Source organism: Pseudonocardia sp., assembly GCF_029263155.1.
Lineage (GTDB): Bacteria > Actinomycetota > Actinomycetes > Mycobacteriales > Pseudonocardiaceae > Pseudonocardia.
In genome coordinates, this window is sequence record NZ_JAJCYB010000088.1 from 92,902 (window position 1) to 112,134 (window position 19,233).

Here is a 19,233-nt window from a genome sequence, read left to right on the forward strand (position 1 = left end):
CCGGCCGACCAGTCGGCCGATCGCAGGCCACGGTCCGCGTGGCCGGAGGAGGCAAGCAGACATGACCGCAACCACCGAACCCACCACCGCCGAACTCGGTAGGTCCCGGCCCCGCAAGGAGGATGCCCGGCTGATCGCCGGCCGCAGCCGGTACACCGATTCGATCACCCCCGCGGGCACGCTGCACATCTACGTCGTCCGCTCACCGCTCGCACACGCCACGATCACGAACATCGACACCTCGGGCGCCGCGGCGATGCCCGGTGTGATCGGCGTCTACACGGCGGCGGACCTGGGCGCCGAGGGCATCAGCCTGCCCTGCGCGTGGCCGGTCACCCCGGACCAGAAGGCACCGCAGCGCCCGCCACTGGCGATCCGCACCGTGCACTTCGCCGGTGAGGGCGTCGCGGTCGTCGTGGCCCGCTCCGCGGTGGCGGCCCGCGACGCGGCCGACCTCGTGGAGGTCGACTACGACCCTCTCGAGCCGATCCTCGACAAGGAAGCCGCCGCGGCCGACGGTGCCGCCCTGGTCCACCCGGACCTGGGCACGAACGTCAGCGCCACCTGGGTGTTCGACTCCGCCGCGGCCGGCACCGGCGGCAGCGTCGAGGAGGCCATCGCGGCAGCCGAGGCCGACCCGGACCAGATCGTGGTCCGGCGCCGGTTCATCCAACAGCGGGTGATCCCGGCGTTCATGGAACCCCGCTCCGTCGTGGTCGACGCGGGCCGTGAGCAGATCACCATGTGGTCGGCCACGCAGATCCCGCACATCCTGCGCACCATGACCGCGGTCACCCTCGGCATCTCGGAGAGCAAGCTGCGCGTCATCGCCCCCGACGTGGGCGGCGGCTTCGGCGGCAAGATCTCCATCATCCCCGAGGAGATGCTCTGCGTGCTCATCGCGCAGAAGCTCGGCAGACCCGTCAAGTGGACCGAGACCCGCTCGGAGTCCCTGCTCGCCGCGCACCACGGCCGCGACCAGATCCAGGACATCACGATCACCGCCAGGCGCGACGGCACGGTCACCGGCCTGGACGTGCATCTGCTCGCCGACATGGGCGCCTACCTCAGCCTCATCGGGTCGGGCATCCCGATCCTCGGCGCATTCATGTTCAACTCGATCTACAAGTTCCCGGCCTACCGGTTCACCTGCCGCAACGTGTTCACCACCAAGGCGCCCACCGACGCCTACCGCGGCGCCGGCCGCCCGGAGGCGAGGTTCGGGGCCGAACGGATCATCGAGGAGCTCGCGGTCGAGCTCGGCCGCGACCCGATGGACCTGCGCCGGCAGAACTGGATCACCCACGAGGAGTTCCCGTTCACCACGGTCGCCGGCCTGACCTACGACACCGGCGACTACGAGCAGGCCACCGCCAAGGCGATGCAGCAGTTCGACTACGCCGGGCTGCGCCGCGAACAGCAGGAGCGCCGCCGCGCCGGCGACCCGGTCCAGCTCGGCATCGGCATCTCGACCTTCACCGAGATGTGCGGCCTCGCCCCGTCGCGGCTGCTCGGCTCGCTGGACTACGGCGCCGGCGGCTGGGAGGCCGCCAGCATCCGCATGCTGGCCACCGGGAAGGTCGAGGTCATCACCGGCATCTCCCCGCACGGGCAGGGCCACGAGACGGGATTCAGCCAGATCGTCGCCGACCAGCTCGGCGTGCCGTTCGAAGACGTCGAGATCCTGCACGGCGACACGCAGATCTCGCCCAAGGGTCTCGACACCTACGGCTCTCGCTCGCTGGTGGTCGGCGGCATCGCCGTCGTCAAGGCGGCGGAGAAGGTCGTCGCCAAGGCCAGGAAGCTGGCGGCGCACCTGCTGGAGGCGTCCGAGGACGACATCGAGTTCTCGGTCGGCCGGTTCACCGTCCGGGGAACCGACAAGGGCAAGACCATCCAGGAGCTGGCGTTCGCGGCGTTCACGGCGCACGACTACCCGCCCGACATGGAACCCTCACTGGACTCCGACGCCGTGTTCGACCCGGAGAACTTCTCCTTCCCGCACGGCACCCACCTGGCCGCGATCGAGGTCGACACCGACACCGGGCGGGTCACCCTGCGCCGCTACGTCTGCGTGGACGACGTCGGCACCATCGTCAACCCGATGCTCGTGGAGGGCCAGGTGCACGGCGGCCTGGCCCAGGGCATCGCGCAGGCCTTGTTCGAGGAGGCCGTCTACGACGAGCAGGGCACCCTGGTCACCGGCACGTTCGTCGACTACACCATTCCCTCGGCCCCCGACCTGCCCAGCTTCGACACCTCCACGGTGTCCACGCCGGCCACGTCGAACCCGCTCGGGGTCAAGGGCGTCGGCGAGGCGGGCACCATCGCCTCGACGCCGGCCATCGTCAACGGAGTGATCGACGCGGTGCGCCACCTCGGTGTGACCGACATCGAGATGCCCTGCACCCCGCAGCGGGTGTGGCGGGCCATCCAGGCGGGCGCGGGCAACGCCACCCAGGAGACCCCGATCGACACCCACTCACCGGGTGCCGGCCTGGGCTCGATCGACCCGAACAAGCCCCAGGAGCGAGGACTGCGATGAGCGCGGACGTCAGGAACATCGATGCGCTGAGCACCCAGACCCGCCGGTACCCGCCCCCGGAGGGATTCGCGGCGACGGCCAACGCCACCGCCGCGATCTACGACGCGGGGCTCGAGGAGTTCTGGGCCGCGGAGGCGACGCAACGCCTGGACTGGGCCACGCCGTTCGAGACCGTGCTCAGGTGGGAGCCGCCCTACGCCCAGTGGTTCCTCGGCGGGAAGCTCAACGCGGCCTACAACTGCGTGGACCGGTGGGTGGAGCGGGGGCACGGCGACCGGATCGCATACCACGTGGTGCCCGACGACGGACCGGCCGCCGCGGGCTGCCGGGACCTGACCTACGCCGAGCTGCAGCGCCACGTCGTCCGGTTCGCCAACGGCCTGCGATCACTCGGTGTCGGCAAGGGCACCCCGGTCGGGATCTACCTGCAGATGGTGCCCGAGCTGCCGATCGCCATGCTGGCCTGCGCCCGGCTCGGCGCGCCGCACACCGTCGTCTTCGGCGGCTACAGCGGCAAGGCCGTCGCCGAGCGGGTCGCCGACATGGGCTGCACCGTGCTGGTCACCCAGGACGAGGCCATGCGGGCCGGGCGGACGTGGCCGCGGAAGGCCAACGCCGACGAGGGGCTCGCCGGTGGGGCCACCCAGGTCGAGCACGTGGTCGTGCTCCGGCGCACCGGCGCCGACGTACCCATGCAGGACGGGCGCGACCGCTACTGGGACGACCTGGTCGCCGATGTGTCCGACGATCCGCGGTCGTGCCCGTGCGAACCGATGGACTCCGAGGACCTGCTGTTCCTGCTTTACACCAGCGGCACCACCGGCAAGCCCAAAGGTGTCGTGCACACCACCGCCGGCTACCTGCTCGGCGCGGCCACCACGCATCACTACGTCTTCGATCTCCGACCGGAGTCGGTGTACTGGTGCGCCGCCGACGTCGGATGGATCACCGGGCACACCTACATCGTCTACGGGCCGCTCGCCAACGGCGCTACCAGCGTGCTCTACGAGGGCACCCCGGCCCACCCGGGCCGCGACGTCTGGTGGTCGATCATCGAGAAGTACGGGGTGGACATCCTCTACACCTCCCCGACCGCGATCCGGGCACACATGAAGTGGGGCCCGCAGTACGCGCAGGCCCACGACCTGACCTCGCTGCGGGTCCTGGGCAGCGTCGGCGAACCGATCAACCCGGAGGCCTGGGAGTGGTACCGCACCCACGTCGGTGGGGGCACCTGCCCGGTCGTGGACACCTGGTGGCAGACCGAGACCGGCCACATCCTCATCACCCGGCTGCCCGGCGTGACAACCCTGAAACCCGGCTCGGCCACCAAGCCGTTCCCCGGCGTCGACGCGGCCGTCTATGACGACGCCGGCAACGTCGTGGGCCCCGGCGGCGGCGGGAACCTGGTGCTGCGCCGGCCGTGGCCGGGCATGATGCGCGGGCTGTTCCACGACGACGCCCGCTACCGCGAGAGCTACTGGTCGAAGTACCCCGACGCCTACTTCGCCGGCGACGGCGCCCGGGTCGACGAGGACGGCGACTTCTGGCTGATGGGCCGGATCGATGACGTCACGAACGTCTCCGGGCACCGCATCTCCACCATCGAGGTGGAAAGCGCCCTGGTCAGCCACCCCGCGGTGGCCGAGGCCGCGGTCACCGGCCGCGCCGACCACGACACCGGACAGGCCATCGTCGCGTTCGTCTCGCTCACGGGCGACGACACGGGATCAGCCGAGCTGGCGACGACGCTGCGCGAGCACGTAGCCCAGCAGATCGGGAAGCTCGCCCGCCCAGCCGAGATCATCTTCGCGCCGGAGCTGCCCAAGACCCGCTCCGGGAAGATCATGAGACGGCTGCTCAAGAACGTCGCCGAGGACGAACCGCTCGGCGACACCTCCACCCTGGTCGACCCGTCGGTCGTGGAGACCATGCAGGCACAGGTCGCTCGGGCGGCGCGCGATGACTGACCAGCTTCCTGACGTCGACCCTTCCGAGACCCAGGAGTGGCAGGAGTCGGTGGACGGCGTGGTGGACCACGCCGGCCGCCACCGTGCCCGGCAGCTGATGCTCAGCACCTGGCACCGAGCACGCGAGCGGCAGGTGGGCGTGCCCGGGCTGCGCGGCACCGACTACATCAACACGATCCCGCCGGGGTCCGAGCCGACGTTCCCCGGCGACGAGCGGATCGAGCGCCGGATCCGGGCCTACATCCGGTGGAACGCCGCGATGATGGTGCACCGGGCACAGCGGCCCGGGATCGGCGTCGGCGGCCACATCTCCACCTACGCCTCGGCCGCCTCGCTCTACGAGGTCGGTTTCAACCACTTCTTCCACGGCCACGACGCCGACGGGGGCGGTGACCAGGTCTACGTCCAGGGCCACGCCTCCCCCGGCATCTACGCCCGCGCGTTCCTGGAGGGCCGGCTGAGCCAGGACCGGCTCGACGGGTTCCGCCAGGAGCTCTCCCACCCCGGCGGCGGCCTGCCCTCCTACCCGCATCCCCGGCTGATGCCCGACTTCTGGGAGTTCCCCACCGTCTCGATGGGCCTCGGGCCGCTCAACGCGATCTACCAGGCCCGGTTCAACCGCTACCTGCACGCCCGCGGCATCGCCGACACCAGCCGGCAACGGGTGTGGGCCTTCCTCGGCGACGGCGAGGTCGACGAGCCGGAATCCCTCGGCGCCATCGGGGTGGCCGCCCGCGAGGAACTGGACAACCTCACCTTCGTCGTCAACTGCAATCTGCAGCGCCTCGACGGCCCGGTCCGCGGCAACGGCAAGATCATCCAAGAGTTGGAGTCGTACTTCCGCGGCGCCGGCTGGAAAGTCATCAAGGTGATCTGGGGTCGGGAATGGGACCCGCTGCTCGCCGCCGACGACGACGGCGCCCTGGTCGAGCTGATGAACACCACCGTCGACGGCGACTACCAGACCTACAAGGCCGAGTCCGGCGCGTTCGTCCGCGAGCACTTCTTCGGCCGCGACCCGCGCACCGCGACCATGGTGGAGCACCTGTCCGACGCGCAGGTCTGGGGACTCAAGCGCGGCGGGCACGACTACCGCAAGCTCTACGCCGCCTACCGGGCCGCGACTGAGCACACCGGGCGGCCCACGGTGATTTTGGCCAAGACCATCAAGGGCTGGACGCTGGGCTCGCACTTCGAGGGCCGCAACTCCACCCACCAGATGAAGAAGCTGACGGCTGCGGACCTGCGGGGCTTCCGCGACCGGCTCTTCCTCGACATCCCCGACGACGCGCTCGACGAGACGCTGCCCCCGTACCACCGCCCCCGCGAGGGCTCCGAGGAGCTGGCGTACCTGCACGAACGCCGCCGCGCACTGGGCGGGTACCTACCGGAGCGCACCGTGCCCAACGCGCCGCTGATGCTCCCCGGCGACCCGGCGTACGCGGTGGCCCGGCGTGGATCGGGTCGCCAGGAGGTGGCCACCACGATGGCTTTCGTCCGGCTCCTCAAGGACCTGATGAAAGACCCCGAGATCGGGCACCGGTTCGTGCCGATCATCCCCGATGAGGCCCGCACGTTCGGGCTGGACGCCCTGTTCCCGTCCAAGAAGATCTACTCACCGCACGGGCAGAACTACCTCTCGGTGGACCGCGAGCAGCTGCTGAGCTATCAGGAGGACACCGCCGGTGCCCTGCTGCACGAGGGCATCACCGAGGCCGGCTCCGTGGCGTCCTTCACCGCGGCCGGCACCTCGTACGCCACCCACGGCGAGCCGATGATCCCGGTCTACATCTTCTACTCGATGTTCGGCTTCCAGCGCACCGGCGACGGGCTGTGGGCCGCCGCGGACCAGATGACCCGCGGGTTCCTGCTCGGCGCCACCGCCGGGCGCACCACCCTCAACGGCGAGGGCCTGCAGCACCAGGACGGGCACTCGCTGCTGCTGGCCTCGACCAACCCGGCCTGCGTCGCCTACGACGCCGCCTACGCCTTCGAGCTGGGCCACATCGTGCGCGACGGGCTGCGCCGCATGTACGGCGAGCCCCGCGCTGGCGAGGACCCGGACGTCTTCTACTACCTCACCCTCTACAACGAGCCGATCCGCCAACCCCAGGAGCCCGACGACGTCGACGTCGAGGGCATCCTCGCCGGGATGCACCGCTACGCCGACGCCCCGGCAGGCGACGGACCCCGCGCGCAGATCCTCGCCTCCGGCATCGCCGTCCCGTGGGCGCTCGAGGCGCAGCAGGTGCTGCACCGGGACTGGGGCGTGCTCGCCGACGTCTGGTCGGTGACCTCCTGGACCGAGCTGCGCCGCGAGGCCCTCGCCGCCGACGACTGGAACCACCGCCATCCGGGGCAGCCCCCGAAGATCGCCTACGTCACCCGCCGGCTGCGGAAACGGCTCGGTCCGGCGGTGGCCGTGTCGGACTGGATGCGGGCTGTACCCGACCAGATCGCCCCATGGGCGCCCGACGACTGGTCCAGCCTGGGCACCGACGGGTTCGGTCGATCCGACACCCGCGCCGCGCTGCGCCACCACTTCGGCGTCGACGCCGCCGCGATCACGCGCCAGGTGCTGCAACGGCTGGTCCGCCGCGGGGAACTGGACGACGCGGTCCTGAACCCCACCAGCGGGAACGATCTCGACGACGTCCCCACCCTCGCGGACGGGGTCACGCCCGTTTCGCCCCGCACCCAAGAGAAGGGATCACCATGAGCACACAGCAGGTCTCACCGACGGTGGTCGTCGGGATCGACGGTTCGCAGAGCGCTCTCCGGGCCGCACGCTGGGGCGCGGCGGAAGCCCGACTGCGTGGGGCACGGCTGCGGCTGGTGTCCGCGTTCGCCTGGGAACCGGAGCACGTCGCCCACGCGGAGCTCGTTGCGCGCTATCGCGAAGATCTACTCGAACGCTCCCACGCCCAGCTCGCCGAGGCGGCCGCGGTGGCCGAGCGGGACGCCCCCGACATCGAGGTCGAGCAACAGTTGGTCGACGGGCACTCCATCCCCGTTCTCGGCGACGAAGCACGCCACGCTCAGCTCGTCGTGATCGGCAACAATGGCCTCGGGCGGATCGACGGGCTGCTGGCCGGCTCGGTGGCCGTGGCCCTGGCCGCACACGCGGCCTGTCCTGTGGTCGTCGTGCGGGGGGCCGAGCGGGAGCCGTCGTCGACGGCGACGCGGCCGGTCGTCGTCGGGGTCGACGACTCCCCGACCAGCGAGGCCGCGATCGCGTTCGCGTTCGAAGCCGCTGCGGCGCGGGGGGTGCGGTTGGTGGCGGTGCACACCTGGCGAGACCTCATCGCCAACCCGGCGTGGGAGCCGCTGCTCGACCTGGAGGCGATCGAGGGCCTCGAGCGGAAGCTGCTGTCCGAGCGGCTGCCTGGGCCGACAGGTACCCCGACGTCCCGGTCGAACGGCTGGTCACCTATGACCGCCCAGCGCACATCCTGCTCGAGCAGGCCGACCGCGCCCAACTCGTGGTCGTCGGTTCCCGAGGCCGCGGTGGGTTCACCGGTCTGGTCCTCGGGTCGGTCAGCCACGCCCTGCTGCATCGTTCCCCCTGGCCCGTCGCCGTCGTCCGACCCGACACCGGGGAGCAGCGATGACGTCGGGCCAGGAAACGACCGGCCTCCACCGCTGCTCCGGGCGAGGCGTGCTCAGTCGCTCGCGCGGTCAGCCGCGTGGCCTCCGGATCACGACCGGCACTCCGGGGATCACGGGTCCAGGCCGGCGTGGGTCCGCAACGTCACGCAGCACCGCTCGGGCGTCGGTTGCAGCGTGGCCCGCACCGCGGGCTGTCCGAGCTCGTCGAGCAGGGCCGTGATGAGGTGCAGGTTCATGTCGCAGACCAGCACGGTGTGCTCTCGGGCCAGCGTGTGGAAGGGGCAGTTCGCGAGCACGACCGCGTCGCCCTCGACGCGGGGTTCGTAGCCGTGCGCGGCGAGCGCCGCGGCGACGTCGTCGAGCGGGGACGCCGAGGACCCACGCGGACCGACCGCGGCGCCGAGCCGATGCCCGGCGGCCGCGGCCGCTCGCTGCACCGCGTCCAGGACGGGCCCGCCGTCGCGGGCCGCGTCCTCCACGGCGCCGGCCAGGATCTGCCCGGCCAGGTCGTAGTGGCGCTGCGGCAGCGTGACCGCGACCTGCCATGGGGAGCGCCGGTACAGCTTCGTGGGGCGGCCCGCACCCGGACCACGGCGTCCCGACAGGCGCCGGAACTCGGTGTCAAGCAGCCCGTCGGCGACCAGCTTGTCCAGGTGGAACTTCGCGGTGTGCCGGGGCAGCTCGGCGCCCGCGGCGGCCTGGTCCCGGCTGACCGGTTCCGGCTGCGCGGCCACGTAGAGGTACAGCGCGCGCCGTGCCGGTTCGGCGAGCGCGCTGACGCCCACGACCTGCGAGACGAAATCGTCCACGCGACCTACCACCTTCTAAAGGACACAAGCATTGACGTAACAGATCGGGCGTTCTAACGTCCACAGTATCGTCCTATAGAGCCGGAGGAACCATGACCACCCACCGCGACGCCCCAGCCCCACCCGCCGACACCAGCTCCGGGCCCGGCGCTCGCCAGGCGTTCGTGCTGCTGCGCACGGTGTTCACGGTGGCGCCGATCCTGTTCGGGCTGGACAAGTTCTTCGGGGTGCTCACCGACTGGGAGCAGTACCTGGCGCCGCAGATCGACGCGCTGATCCCCGGCACCGCCGCCCAGCACATGATCAACGTGGGCGTGGTGGAGATCCTGGCCGGGCTGCTGGTCGCGGTCCTGCCGCGCGTCGGCGGGTACGTCGTGGCACTCTGGCTGGCCGGGATCATCGTCAACCTGCTGCTACTGGGCGACTTCTACGACGTGGCGCTGCGCGACTTCGGGCTCCTCGTGGCCGCACTCGCGCTCGCCCGGTTGGCCACCACCTTCCCCCGCCGCGGCCGCTGGGCGGCGACGTCATGACCTCGCCCGCCCCGGACCTCCCGCCGGTCACGCCGCTGCGCGTGGTGCCTCCCGTCGAGGGTATCGATCTGGCCGGCGCCGAACGCGCCGCCGGCGATTTCCTGGCGGCGCTCGGGGTGCCCACCGACTCCGGCGCGACCGCCGAGACACCGGCGCGGATGGCCCGCGCCTACGCCGAGATGCTCAGCCCCCGCTCCTTCGACCTCACCACCTTCGCCAACGACGAGAACTACGACGAGCTGGTGCTCGCCCGCGCCATCCCGGTGCACTCGGTCTGCGAACACCACATGCTTCCGTTCCTGGGTACCGCCCACGTCGGCTACCTGCCCGGCCAGCGGATCCTCGGCCTGTCCAAACTCGCCCGGGTCGTCGAGATGTTCGCCCGCCGCCCCCAGGTCCAGGAACGGCTGACCAAGCAGGTCGCCGACTGGCTGCACACCCACCTGCAACCCCGCGGAGTCGGGGTGGTCATCGAGGCCGAGCACCTGTGCATGACGGTGCGCGGCGTCCGCGCGGCCGGCACGAGCACCATCACCTCGACCCTGCTCGGCACGCTGCGCGAGGACCCGCGCTCGCGCGCGGAGTTCCTCGCCCTGACCATCTCCGCCCCCACGACAAGCGGTGGCCGTCATGGCTGACCCGCTCGCCGACCTGACCGCCGCCGGGGTGGCGATCTGGCTCGACGACCTCAGCCGCGCCCGGCTGGCCGACGGCAGCCTCGCGCGCCTGGTCCGCGACTGCCACGTCGTGGGCGTCACCACCAACCCCACGATCTTCCACAAGGCGATCAGCGGCAGCGACCTATACGACGGGCAGATCCACGACCTGGGCGCACGCGGCGTCGAGGTCGAGAAGGCCCTGCGCGCGATCACGGTCCGCGACGTCGCCGGGGCCTGCGACCTGCTGCGCGCGACCTTCGACGCGAGCCAGGGTGTGGACGGGAGGGTGTCGATCGAGGTCGATCCCCGGCTCGCCCACGACACCGAGAAGACGATCGTGGAGGCCCGGCGGCTGTGGTGGATGGTGGACCGCCCCAACCTGTTCATCAAGGTCCCGGCGACCACGGCCGGCCTGCCGGCCATCACGGCGTGCCTGGCCGAGGGGATCAGCGTCAACGTCACGCTGATCTTCTCCCGGCGCCGCTACGCCCAGGTGATGGATGCCTTCCTCGACGGCGTCGAGCGGGCCCGCGCCGCCGGCCACGACCTGACCCGGCTCGCCTCCGTCGCCTCGTTCTTCGTCAGCCGGGTCGACACCGAGATCGACCAGCGGCTCGACGCGATCGGCTCCGTCGAGGCGAAGGCGATCCGCGGCGCCGCCGCGATCGCCAACGCCCGACTGGCGTTCCAGGCCTCCGACGAGGTGTTCACCTCCGACCGGTGGGACCGGCTCGCCCGGGCCGGGGCCCGGCCGCAGCGCCCGCTGTGGGCCTCCACCGGGGTGAAGGACCCGGCCTACGCCGACACCCGCTACGTCCTCGGCCTGGTCACCAGCGGCGTGGTCAACACCATGCCCGAAGCGACCCTGCGCGCCGTCGCCGACCACGGCACCGTCCGCGGCGACACGATCCGCGACAGCTATGACGACGCGGCCGAGGTGATGGCCGAGCTCGCCGAGGTCGGCATCGACTACGACGACGTGGTCGGGAAGCTCGAACGCGACGGCCTCACCACCTTCCAGGCGTCCTGGACCGCCCTCACGCAGACCTTGGACCGCAAGCTCGCCGCCGCGAAGCGTGGCCGCACAGAGAGGGACGATCACACATGAGTGACACACCCACATTCGCCATCGTCGGTGCGGGCCTGGCCGGCGCCAAGGCCGCCGAGGCGCTGCGCGTCGAGGGCTTCGACGGACACGTCGTCCTGCTCGGCGCCGAACCGCACCGCCCCTACGAGCGGCCACCGCTGTCCAAGGGCTACCTGCAGGGCAGCGCCGACCGCGACACCGTGTTCGTGCACCCGCAGCGCTGGTACGCCGAGCACCGGATCGACCTGCGGGTCGACACCACGGTCACCGCGGTCGACCGCCGCGCCCACGAGCTCGTCACCGGCGACGGGACCCGCCTGCGCTACGACAAGCTGCTCCTCACCACCGGCGCCTCGCCGCGCCGGCTGCCGGTGCCCGGCGAGGACCTGGCCGGCGTGCACTACCTGCGCAGCCTCGACGACAGCGACCACCTCAGGGCCGCGTTCCGCCCCGACATCAGGGTGGTGATCATCGGCGCCGGGTGGATCGGGCTGGAGACCGCGGCCGCCGCCCGCGCAGCCGGAGCCGAGGTCACCGTGCTCGAGCACGCCGCGCTGCCGCTGCTGCGCGTCCTCGGATCAGACATGGCCAAGGTGTTCGCCGACCTGCACACCGAGCACGGCGTGGACCTGCGCTGCGGGGTGACCGTCCGCGACCTCCGGCCCGCCACAACCGACCCGTCGACCGTCGGCGCCGTACTGCTCGCCGATGGCAGCGCCCTGGACGCCGACGTGGTCGTCGTCGGGGTGGGGGTCGCACCGAACATCGACCTGGCGCGATCCTGTCACCTGGGCGTCGACGACGGCATCCTCGTCAATCAACACCTCGTGACCTCCGACGACGACGTCCTCGCCGCCGGCGACGTCGCCAACGCCTACCACCCGCTGCTGTGCCGGCAGCTCCGCGTCGAGCACTGGGCCAACGCGCTGCACCAGCCCGCCGTCGCCGCCAGAACCATGCTCGGGCGCACTTCCAGCTACGAACGGCTGCCCTACTTCTTCACCGACCAGTACGACCTGGGCATGGAGTACACCGGCTACACCCATCCCGACAGCAACGACCAACTCGTCGTCCGCGGCGACCTGGCCGCCCGCGAGTTCATCGCGTTCTGGCTGCACGACGGATCAGTGGTGGCCGGGATGAACGTCAACGTGTGGGACGTGACCGACCCGATCCGGGCCCTGATCGAGTCCGGCGAGCCGGTCGACCCCGCCAGACTGGGCGACCTCGACGTCCCGCTGACCGACGTCGCGATTCCGCGGACCGGACAGACCGGCGCGTCGTCCCGATCAGGACGGGCATGAACGAGGCAGCGGGGTCAGCCGACGCGGCACGCCCGGCAGACGCCGGCGGTACGCGCGAGGAGGAGCGCACCCAGTCAGGGGACCCGGTGTGCTGGATGCACCTGCTCTGCTCGGACTGCGGTGCACTCCCGACCGCGACGAGCCCCGACCGATGCTGGCAATGCGGCACTCCGCGGTAGCGACCCGCTGCGGGACCTATGAGGTGTTCTGGCGAGGATCTCGACAGTGGCGTCGCAGAGGCAGGCCTCGGCCTCTACCTCTCATACGCCTCGTACAAGTGGTAGAAGCCCCGTGCGTAGTCGTCCTCGGACAGCCCGTGGAACTGTCCGACGGTGCCCGACACCCGCAGCACCTGCGCGCGCTTCCTCGACGACCACAGGTTCAGGGGTCTGCACGAGCGGCGGGGCTGTGGGGCAGGTGGGGTCGATCCTCGTCCGCGACGCCCAGTTCACCCACGACGGACCGATCCTCGGTGACGCCGTCTACCAGCCCGGCGACGTCGCGTCGTTGCAGGTGACGATCGTCTACGAAGGCCGCGACGCCGACTGGCTGGCGTCCATCAGCAGCGCGGTGGCCACGGCGGGCGAGATCGTCGGCGAGACCCACTTACCCGGGGGCCAGACGCTCACCGCGGGCTACGACCAGCCAATCGTTCGAGTGCAGCCGCCCAACGCCAATGCTGTGGACATCCACCTGCTCGGCATCACCGAACCGATCCGCGCCGGGAGGCCTACCCGGTCGTGGTCACCCCCGAGCGCGCCGGCGACGATCCCGGCGGTGGACTCGTCGAACACCTGCGCGGCACGCGCGTGCACGCCAACGGCCACGAGGAGCAGCAGCGCACACCGGTGGACTAGACCGAATACTCGGATACGGGTGGCGGATCCGTTGGGGCTGAGCACGACACCGACGCGACAGCCACGCGACCACGAACACCGCCGGACGTGCAACGCGCGGAATCACAGGTGTCTCTTCGCGTCCAGCGTGGGAACGCAGCGGCCACATCTACCCGGCTCAGGCATCACCGACGACGACATCCCGCTCATGAAGCAGTCGCCGGAGGGCGCGAGCAGTTGCTGACGGAAGGATCTCGGCAAGTCGATCCTCGGGCAGTTCCATCACCCCGTCGGGAGAAACAACTCCCGCGGCCAGGAGGTCGAGGTACTCGCCCCTCGTCAGGTTCCTACCGACGACGCCTGCCAGCTCGGCGATGGCGTCCGGCAGACCGATCTCCAGGCGAACCGCCAGCAGATCGACAGCCCGCTCGTCCTGCACGCCGAAGCCACGAACCCGGCAGATGCCGATCACGGCGTCCAGAACGTCGCGCGTGCGTCCGGCGACGGCGCGCACCGGCCCGGACGCCGCGCGCCCCGGAAGATGGCGGGTGATCTCGCGCTCGATGGCGTCCATGGGCATGGCGCTGGCGAAGAGGAGCGCCGCGGCTGCCTTCTTCTGTCTGGCCACCACGACACCGCCACCGACATGGAGCCGCTGCACGAGGGAACCAGCGACGCCGGCACGATGCAGCGTCATCGGCCACCGCGCCTGCTCGGCTCGTGCCCTCCCGGCCACCGGCAGGTGGACACCGTCCAGCTCGACCGTGACCTGCGCTGTCGCGACGAGATCCGCGACGGACAGGATCGCCGGGGCGAACCGCAGGAACGAGGAGACCCGCGTGACGGACCGGACCTCCAAGCCCGACTCGCCGGCGAACCGCCCGAGCTCGGTCACGGTGAGGGCACCGTCCGGCTCACGATCCAGCAGGTCGGCGTCCAGCAACGCATCGAGGTCCCGCCCCAGGGCCGAGCGGTCCCACCCGTTGCCCCCCGCGTCCATCCGTTGCCAGACGGCGAAGCTGTTCTCCAACAGGTCGATCAACTCGTCGGCCCGTACCGAGCCGTGCATGGCCACGAGGCACCGCAGGATGAGCGTCTGTGGATCCGTGGTGGCGTCGAGGAAGTGCGACATGACGCGCTCGGGGTCGCCGGTGATGTACCGGTTCCACGCCGCGGACGGCCGTGGCTGCCCGGTCGCGACGACGTAGGACTCGCCCGCTTCGGTGATGCCCAAGCGTCCGGCCCGTCCGACCATGTTCTTGTACTCGGCGACCGAGTAGTCACCCGATCCAGCGGGATGCGTCAGACCGGCGATCACCACCGCCTCGGCCGGGGTGTTGACGCCCATCGCGAGGGTCGTCGTCGCGACCACGACCGCGATGTCGGACTTCGGATCCCGAAATAGGGTCTCGATTATGGAGCGCTCCTCGGCTGCGAGGTCGGCGTTGTGCACACCGACCCCACCGTTCAGCGCAGCCCGGAGCGTGGCGGACGACGTGGAGAGGTCCCGGTCGGGCAACGCGTCGAGAGCCGACCGGGCCGGCGGCAGACCCAACGCAGCGGCGAGGTACGTCGCGGTTCCGATGGCCTCGCCCTTGGTCGAGCGGAAGACGATCACCTTCTTACCCTCGCCGACCAGGCGCCGCACCAGAGGCACGACGAGCTGCTTGCTGCCCTGCCCGCCCACCCAGCGGTCCGGGATGACGAAGTCGGGATCCTCGGCGATCGATCCATCCGGCATCAGGTGCGTGGCTGTACCGGTCCCGTCGATCATGCTCTCCCGGAGCGGGACCGGCCGGGTGTCCGTCCTGAGCAGCGAGGCGTCGAGCCAGCGCTCCAGACCGTTGGTGCCACCGATGACGGCCGAGAGGGCCACGATCTGCGGCGCACCACCACGGGCGTGCCCGGAGCGGAGCAGCGTCAACAGCAGCTCCAGGTTCGCGCCCCGGGTGGAGTCCGAGATGTTCTGCGCCTCGTCGACGACCACCAGGGAGATGCCGCGCAGCACCCACGGATCAGCGGTGACGATGTTGAGGAACTTCTCGTAGGTCAGGAGTGCGACGTCGTATTGCCCCTGATAGATCGACCCGACCTGATCGGAGTGCTCGCCCGTCGCGCGCACGACCTCGAGATGATCGCCGTAGAGGTCGGTGAGGTAGGCGTACTTGTCGTTCACCAGCGCCCGCAGCGGAAGCAGTACGACCGCACGCCCACCGAGCCCGGCCTCACGCACCGCCGCCAGCTCACCGATCATGGTCTTGCCGGACGAGGTGGGCGCCACGACAACCAACGACTTCCCCTCGAGCAGACCGTGCTCGTTGATTGCGTGAAGCTGCAGCTCGTTGAGACCTGCCGGCATCGCGGACTTCCAGCGATCGAGAACGTCCACACCGATGCCGTAGGGCACCAGCGAACCCCACTCGGAGGTGGCGGGCGGGCGGACCCGCTGCGGGAACGCCCTGGCGTAGCTCGGTCCCGGGGACAGCCGCGGCAACGTCGGCGCGCCGTCGATCGAGCCGTACAGGGAGGGAGTCTGCACGCAGCCCAGCAGCCGGGCGGAGTCGACGACCGCCGTCGTCACATGCCCGAGAAGGTCGTAGAGCGGGATCCGCTCCGCGGTCTCGAACTGCCCGAAGCCCTGAAGCGCCTCGAGCAGGTGATGGCTGAAGAGCCCATGCCCGAAACGCATCGTCTCCAGCGCCGGCTCACCCGCACCCGAGGCGGCGAGCACCACCCGACCGTCCCCGCGCGCGAGCTCGACGAGCGTGCCGCGATCCTCAACGGGGCTACGTGCCGACGCCGGCGCGAAGACGCGGGCACCGCCGAACCCGCCGGAGAAGCAGCAGTCGAGCACGACGATCAGCTGCGACGCTGCGATCTCGTCGAGGTGCTTGGCGAGCTCGCCGAGCCCCACACAGTTGTCGAGATCCGGTCCGGCATCGACCGGCACGAGCTGGTGGTCCTCCGTCCCGTGCCCGGAGAACGTGACCATGACAAGGTCGTCGTCCGCGGCATCCGACTTGATCCGTTCCAGGGCAGTCCGGATCCCGTCCGCCGTCGCATCCGCGTCGAGCAGGAACGTGACCTCGGCGCCTCCGGCGTCCTCGAAGAGGCAACCCAGCGCGACGGCATCAGCCCTGGCGCACGACAGTCGCGTGATCGGCGCGGCGTAGCGGTCGATGCCGATGAACAATCCTCGGAACACGCTGGTCCTCCCTGCCCCTCCCCACTGTGCGGCGGTGCGCCGGCGGAAGGGGCCAGCAACGCGGCCGGGCGCGCCGGGCGGACGTCCTGTGAACGACGAGCGGGAGGCGCACCCAGGAGTGCGTCTCGAACAGAGACGGGTCGACACGAAGTGGTGCGTGGTGCCGGTAGCCGTGCCCAGCGGTTCCCCGAAGTGGCCGACGCGCCGGGGAACGACGCGGACGCGACGTGATCGCACCCTGTTGACGTCAGCTCATGCCGATCCAGGGGATCCGATGCCCGACCACTTGCCACGTCGCGTCCACCGACCTGAGGGCCCCACCGTGGCCGGGGTCGGCGGTGGCGTGGGGACGACGACGGTCGCCGCCGCGTTGGGCGGCACAGACCGTGGGGTCTTCACTGGGCGTGCCGTCGACGTCCTGGTTTGCCGGGCCACCGCCGACTCCGTTGTCCGGTGTCAAGGGACAGCAGGACTTCCCTGTGGGCGGACAGTTGATCTCCCTGCTGGCGGACAGGTTATCTCCCTGTCCGCGGTCAGCTGATCTCCTGTTGATCTAGGTCAAGGGGACCACGCCCTTGCCTGCGGTGGCCTCGGCCAGGCGCAGGCTGGTGCCTTCGGTGAGCACGATGTGGGCGTGGTGGAGCAGCCGGTCGACCGTCGCGGTGGCCAGGGTCTTGGGCATGATCGTGTCGAACCCTGACGGGTGCAGGTTGCTGGTGACCGCGACCGAGCGGCGTTCGTAGGCGGCGTCGATGACGCGGTAGAGCGCTTCGGCGGCGGCTTGGCCGGCGGGCAGCATGCCGATGTCGTCGACGACGATCAAATCCGCGCGGGTGATCTTGGTGATGGTGGGGGCGACCGAGCCGTCTGCTCCGGCCCGCCCGACCGCGGCGGTGAGCGATTCGAGGGTGAACCAGGCGACCCGGCGCCCGGCATCGATCGCGGCGTGCGCGAGCGCCTCGACCAGATGCGTCTTCCCGGTCCCGGACGGCCCGGTGACCGCGAGGTTCTCGTGGCGCCCGATCCACTCCAGCGTGGCCAAGGCGTGCTGGGTCGGGGTGGGGATGGAACTGTCGGCCTCGCGCCACGACTTGAACGTCTTCCCGGCCGGGAGTCCGGCGGCGCGGCGGTGCTGGCGTCGGGTGGCGTCATCGCGGCCCGCGACTTCCTCGGCGAGCAGCACCCGCAGGACCTCGGCGGGGTCCCAGCGCTGGGCGCGGGCGGTGGCCAGGACGTCGGGGGCGGCGCCGCGCAGGTAGGGCAGCCGCATCCGGCGCAGCAGCGCGGTCAGCTCCTCGGGCAGTGGTGGCGGGGCGGGTTGCGCAGTCACGACCACGAGCCGGCCCCCCGCCCGTCGGTCTGCCAGGTGTCGGTCTCGGTGATGCGCCGCTCCAGGCGGGCGGCGAGCGCCCCGACCCAGGCCGCGACGCTGAACGCGTCGTCCTCCTCCAACGAGCACGCCGCCGCGCAGGCCGCGACCGCGGCCGGTGTCCCGGCGCCGGCCAGCCACTGCTCGAGCCGGTCAAGCACGGTCGCGGCCTGGGTCGCGGTGGTGCGGTCGAGCAGGATCCACGGCGAGCACGGCAGCGACGCCGACACCGGGTCGCCGCTGGTGGGGTCGTCGCCGCTGGTGGGGTCGGGGCTGGTGGGGTCGGGGCTGGTCATCGGCCGAACCCCTCCCACGCCGCGGTGCCCGGTTGCGCGGAGTGTGTCTCGTCGGCGACGACCAGCTGCGCGGTCGGGGCGCCGGCGGCGCGATGGTGCACGATGGCGAGCAGGTCGTCCTCGGCGAACCGCCCGGCGGCCGCGGCGACGCCGAGCGCAGCATCGACCTCGCTGTGCCCGGCGAGTGCGGCGAGCTCGACCGCGGCGGCCATCTTCGCCCGGACCCGCACCGCCCCGGCCGCGGCGGCCTCGACCAGCCACGCCTCGGCTCCCGGGCCGAGGGCGAGGAACGCAGTCTCCGCAGCGCTGGTAGGCCTGGGGGTGGGCGGCCGCGGCGCCCCGGACGGATCTTGTGGGTGACCGGGGTAGTGGCCCAGCTCGATCCGTGGCCGACCCGGCGTCGACAGGGCGTGCCGGGCGACCTCGACCAGCCCGGCCGGCGCCGCGGGCGCCCACGACGGCCGCAGCGCGAGACCGTTGAGATCGGCGACGACGACCAGCTCATCGCCCGCCGGCCGGACCCACACCTCGGTCCCGACCAGCCCGGGTGGGGTGGAGTAGCGCACCGACCCGAACCGCACGGTCTGGTCGGTGTTCACCAGCCGCGTCTCCCCGAGAGCGGCGGCATAGGGCGCCGAGGGCAGCACGTGCAGCCGCTCCCGCTCGATGAGCAGCCGCTCGGCCGGGACCGCGGCGGTCTCCCGATGCCGGCGACCGTTGACCGTCGCGCAGAACGCGTCGCACGCCGCGACCAGCGCGGTCATGTCCGGGTAGTGCTCGGCCAGGTTGGCCTCGGTCGGCACCAGATCCGCCTTCGCGACCCGCACCGATGCCTCGGCGCCGCCCTTGGACTCGGGGTCGAACGGCACGCACGTCGCGACCTGGATGCCGTATTCTCTGAACTTGATCTTCAGAGGCTCGTTGCGGGCGTGTGCGTTCAGCCGCTCGTGGTGATCGGCGGGATACCGAGGTCGACGGTCGCCGGGCGGGCGCGGCGGTCGATCTGGGCGA

At 71.3% G+C, this 19,233-nt stretch carries 13 protein-coding genes and 2 pseudogenes; 10 read left to right on the plus strand and 5 right to left on the minus strand.

Features of this window, described 5'->3' with window-relative positions; genetic code table 11:
- The first annotated feature begins 61 nt into the window (after positions 1-61).
- The 5 genes and pseudogenes from Q1K26_RS18695 to Q1K26_RS28810 all read left to right on the plus strand — a co-directional run bounded on the left by Q1K26_RS18695 (position 62) and on the right by Q1K26_RS28810 (position 8,126).
- On the plus strand, positions 62-2,545 hold the full coding sequence (locus Q1K26_RS18695) for a xanthine dehydrogenase family protein molybdopterin-binding subunit (protein ID WP_300014420.1): 2,484 nt from the start codon (positions 62-64) through the stop codon (positions 2,543-2,545).
- The gene (gene acs, locus Q1K26_RS18700; protein WP_300014422.1) at positions 2,542-4,515 is read left to right on the plus strand and encodes an acetate--CoA ligase; all 1,974 of its coding nucleotides are present in this window, start codon (positions 2,542-2,544) and stop codon (positions 4,513-4,515) included. The genes Q1K26_RS18695 and acs overlap by 4 nt, the downstream gene beginning before the upstream one ends.
- Positions 4,508-7,234 carry a pyruvate dehydrogenase (acetyl-transferring), homodimeric type gene (gene aceE, locus Q1K26_RS18705; protein WP_300014425.1) on the plus strand — a complete coding sequence of 909 codons (2,727 nt, stop codon included), beginning with the start codon at positions 4,508-4,510 and terminating at the stop codon, positions 7,232-7,234. The genes acs and aceE overlap by 8 nt, the downstream gene beginning before the upstream one ends.
- Positions 7,231-7,752, plus strand: a pseudogene (locus tag Q1K26_RS28805) (universal stress protein); the annotation flags it as partial. The gene aceE and the pseudogene Q1K26_RS28805, both read left to right, overlap by 4 nt.
- An 80-nt stretch (positions 7,753-7,832) precedes the next feature.
- Positions 7,833-8,126, plus strand: coding sequence for a universal stress protein (locus Q1K26_RS28810; RefSeq protein WP_363320496.1), 294 nt, complete (start codon positions 7,833-7,835; stop codon positions 8,124-8,126).
- Between the two features lie 108 nt (positions 8,127-8,234).
- Here the strand turns inward: Q1K26_RS28810 and Q1K26_RS18715 are convergent, their stop codons facing one another.
- A complete protein-coding gene (locus Q1K26_RS18715) occupies positions 8,235-8,933 on the minus strand; it encodes a helix-turn-helix domain-containing protein (protein WP_300014428.1) in 699 nt (232 codons plus the stop codon).
- Between the two features lie 92 nt (positions 8,934-9,025).
- On the opposite strand from Q1K26_RS18715, the gene Q1K26_RS18720 reads away from it, so the two are divergent.
- The 5 genes from Q1K26_RS18720 (at position 9,026) to Q1K26_RS18740 (ending at position 13,596) form a co-directional block, all read left to right on the plus strand.
- A complete protein-coding gene (locus Q1K26_RS18720) occupies positions 9,026-9,466 on the plus strand; it encodes a hypothetical protein (protein WP_300014431.1) in 441 nt (146 codons plus the stop codon).
- Complete coding sequence (gene folE, locus Q1K26_RS18725; protein ID WP_300014434.1) at positions 9,463-10,104, plus strand: GTP cyclohydrolase I FolE; 642 nt, start codon at positions 9,463-9,465, stop codon at positions 10,102-10,104. The genes Q1K26_RS18720 and folE overlap by 4 nt, the downstream gene beginning before the upstream one ends.
- Positions 10,097-11,233 (plus strand): transaldolase, encoded by a 1,137-nt coding sequence (tal, locus tag Q1K26_RS18730; protein WP_300014437.1) that lies wholly within the window; start codon positions 10,097-10,099, stop codon positions 11,231-11,233. The genes folE and tal overlap by 8 nt, the downstream gene beginning before the upstream one ends.
- The gene (locus tag Q1K26_RS18735; RefSeq protein ID WP_300014441.1) at positions 11,230-12,516 is read left to right on the plus strand and encodes an FAD-dependent oxidoreductase; all 1,287 of its coding nucleotides are present in this window, start codon (positions 11,230-11,232) and stop codon (positions 12,514-12,516) included. Before tal ends, Q1K26_RS18735 begins: the two co-directional genes overlap by 4 nt.
- 417 nt (positions 12,517-12,933) lie before the next feature.
- Entirely contained in the window at positions 12,934-13,596 is a 663-nt protein-coding gene (locus Q1K26_RS18740) for a hypothetical protein (protein ID WP_300014444.1), read from the plus strand.
- On the opposite strand, the gene Q1K26_RS18745 is transcribed toward Q1K26_RS18740, so the two are convergent.
- The 4 genes and pseudogenes from Q1K26_RS18745 to Q1K26_RS18760 all read right to left on the minus strand — a co-directional run.
- A complete protein-coding gene (locus Q1K26_RS18745; protein WP_300014446.1) occupies positions 13,531-16,557 on the minus strand; it encodes a DEAD/DEAH box helicase in 3,027 nt (1,008 codons plus the stop codon). The two genes, Q1K26_RS18740 and Q1K26_RS18745, sit on opposite strands and share 66 nt — an antisense overlap.
- A 553-nt stretch (positions 16,558-17,110) precedes the next feature.
- A complete protein-coding gene (gene istB / locus Q1K26_RS18750) occupies positions 17,111-17,887 on the minus strand; it encodes an IS21-like element helper ATPase IstB (protein WP_300014449.1) in 777 nt (258 codons plus the stop codon).
- On the minus strand, positions 17,884-18,222 hold the full coding sequence (locus Q1K26_RS18755) for a hypothetical protein (protein ID WP_300014452.1): 339 nt from the start codon (positions 18,220-18,222) through the stop codon (positions 17,884-17,886). The genes istB and Q1K26_RS18755 overlap by 4 nt, the downstream gene beginning before the upstream one ends.
- Positions 18,219-19,233, minus strand: a pseudogene (locus Q1K26_RS18760) (hypothetical protein); the annotation flags it as partial. The gene Q1K26_RS18755 and the pseudogene Q1K26_RS18760, both read right to left, overlap by 4 nt.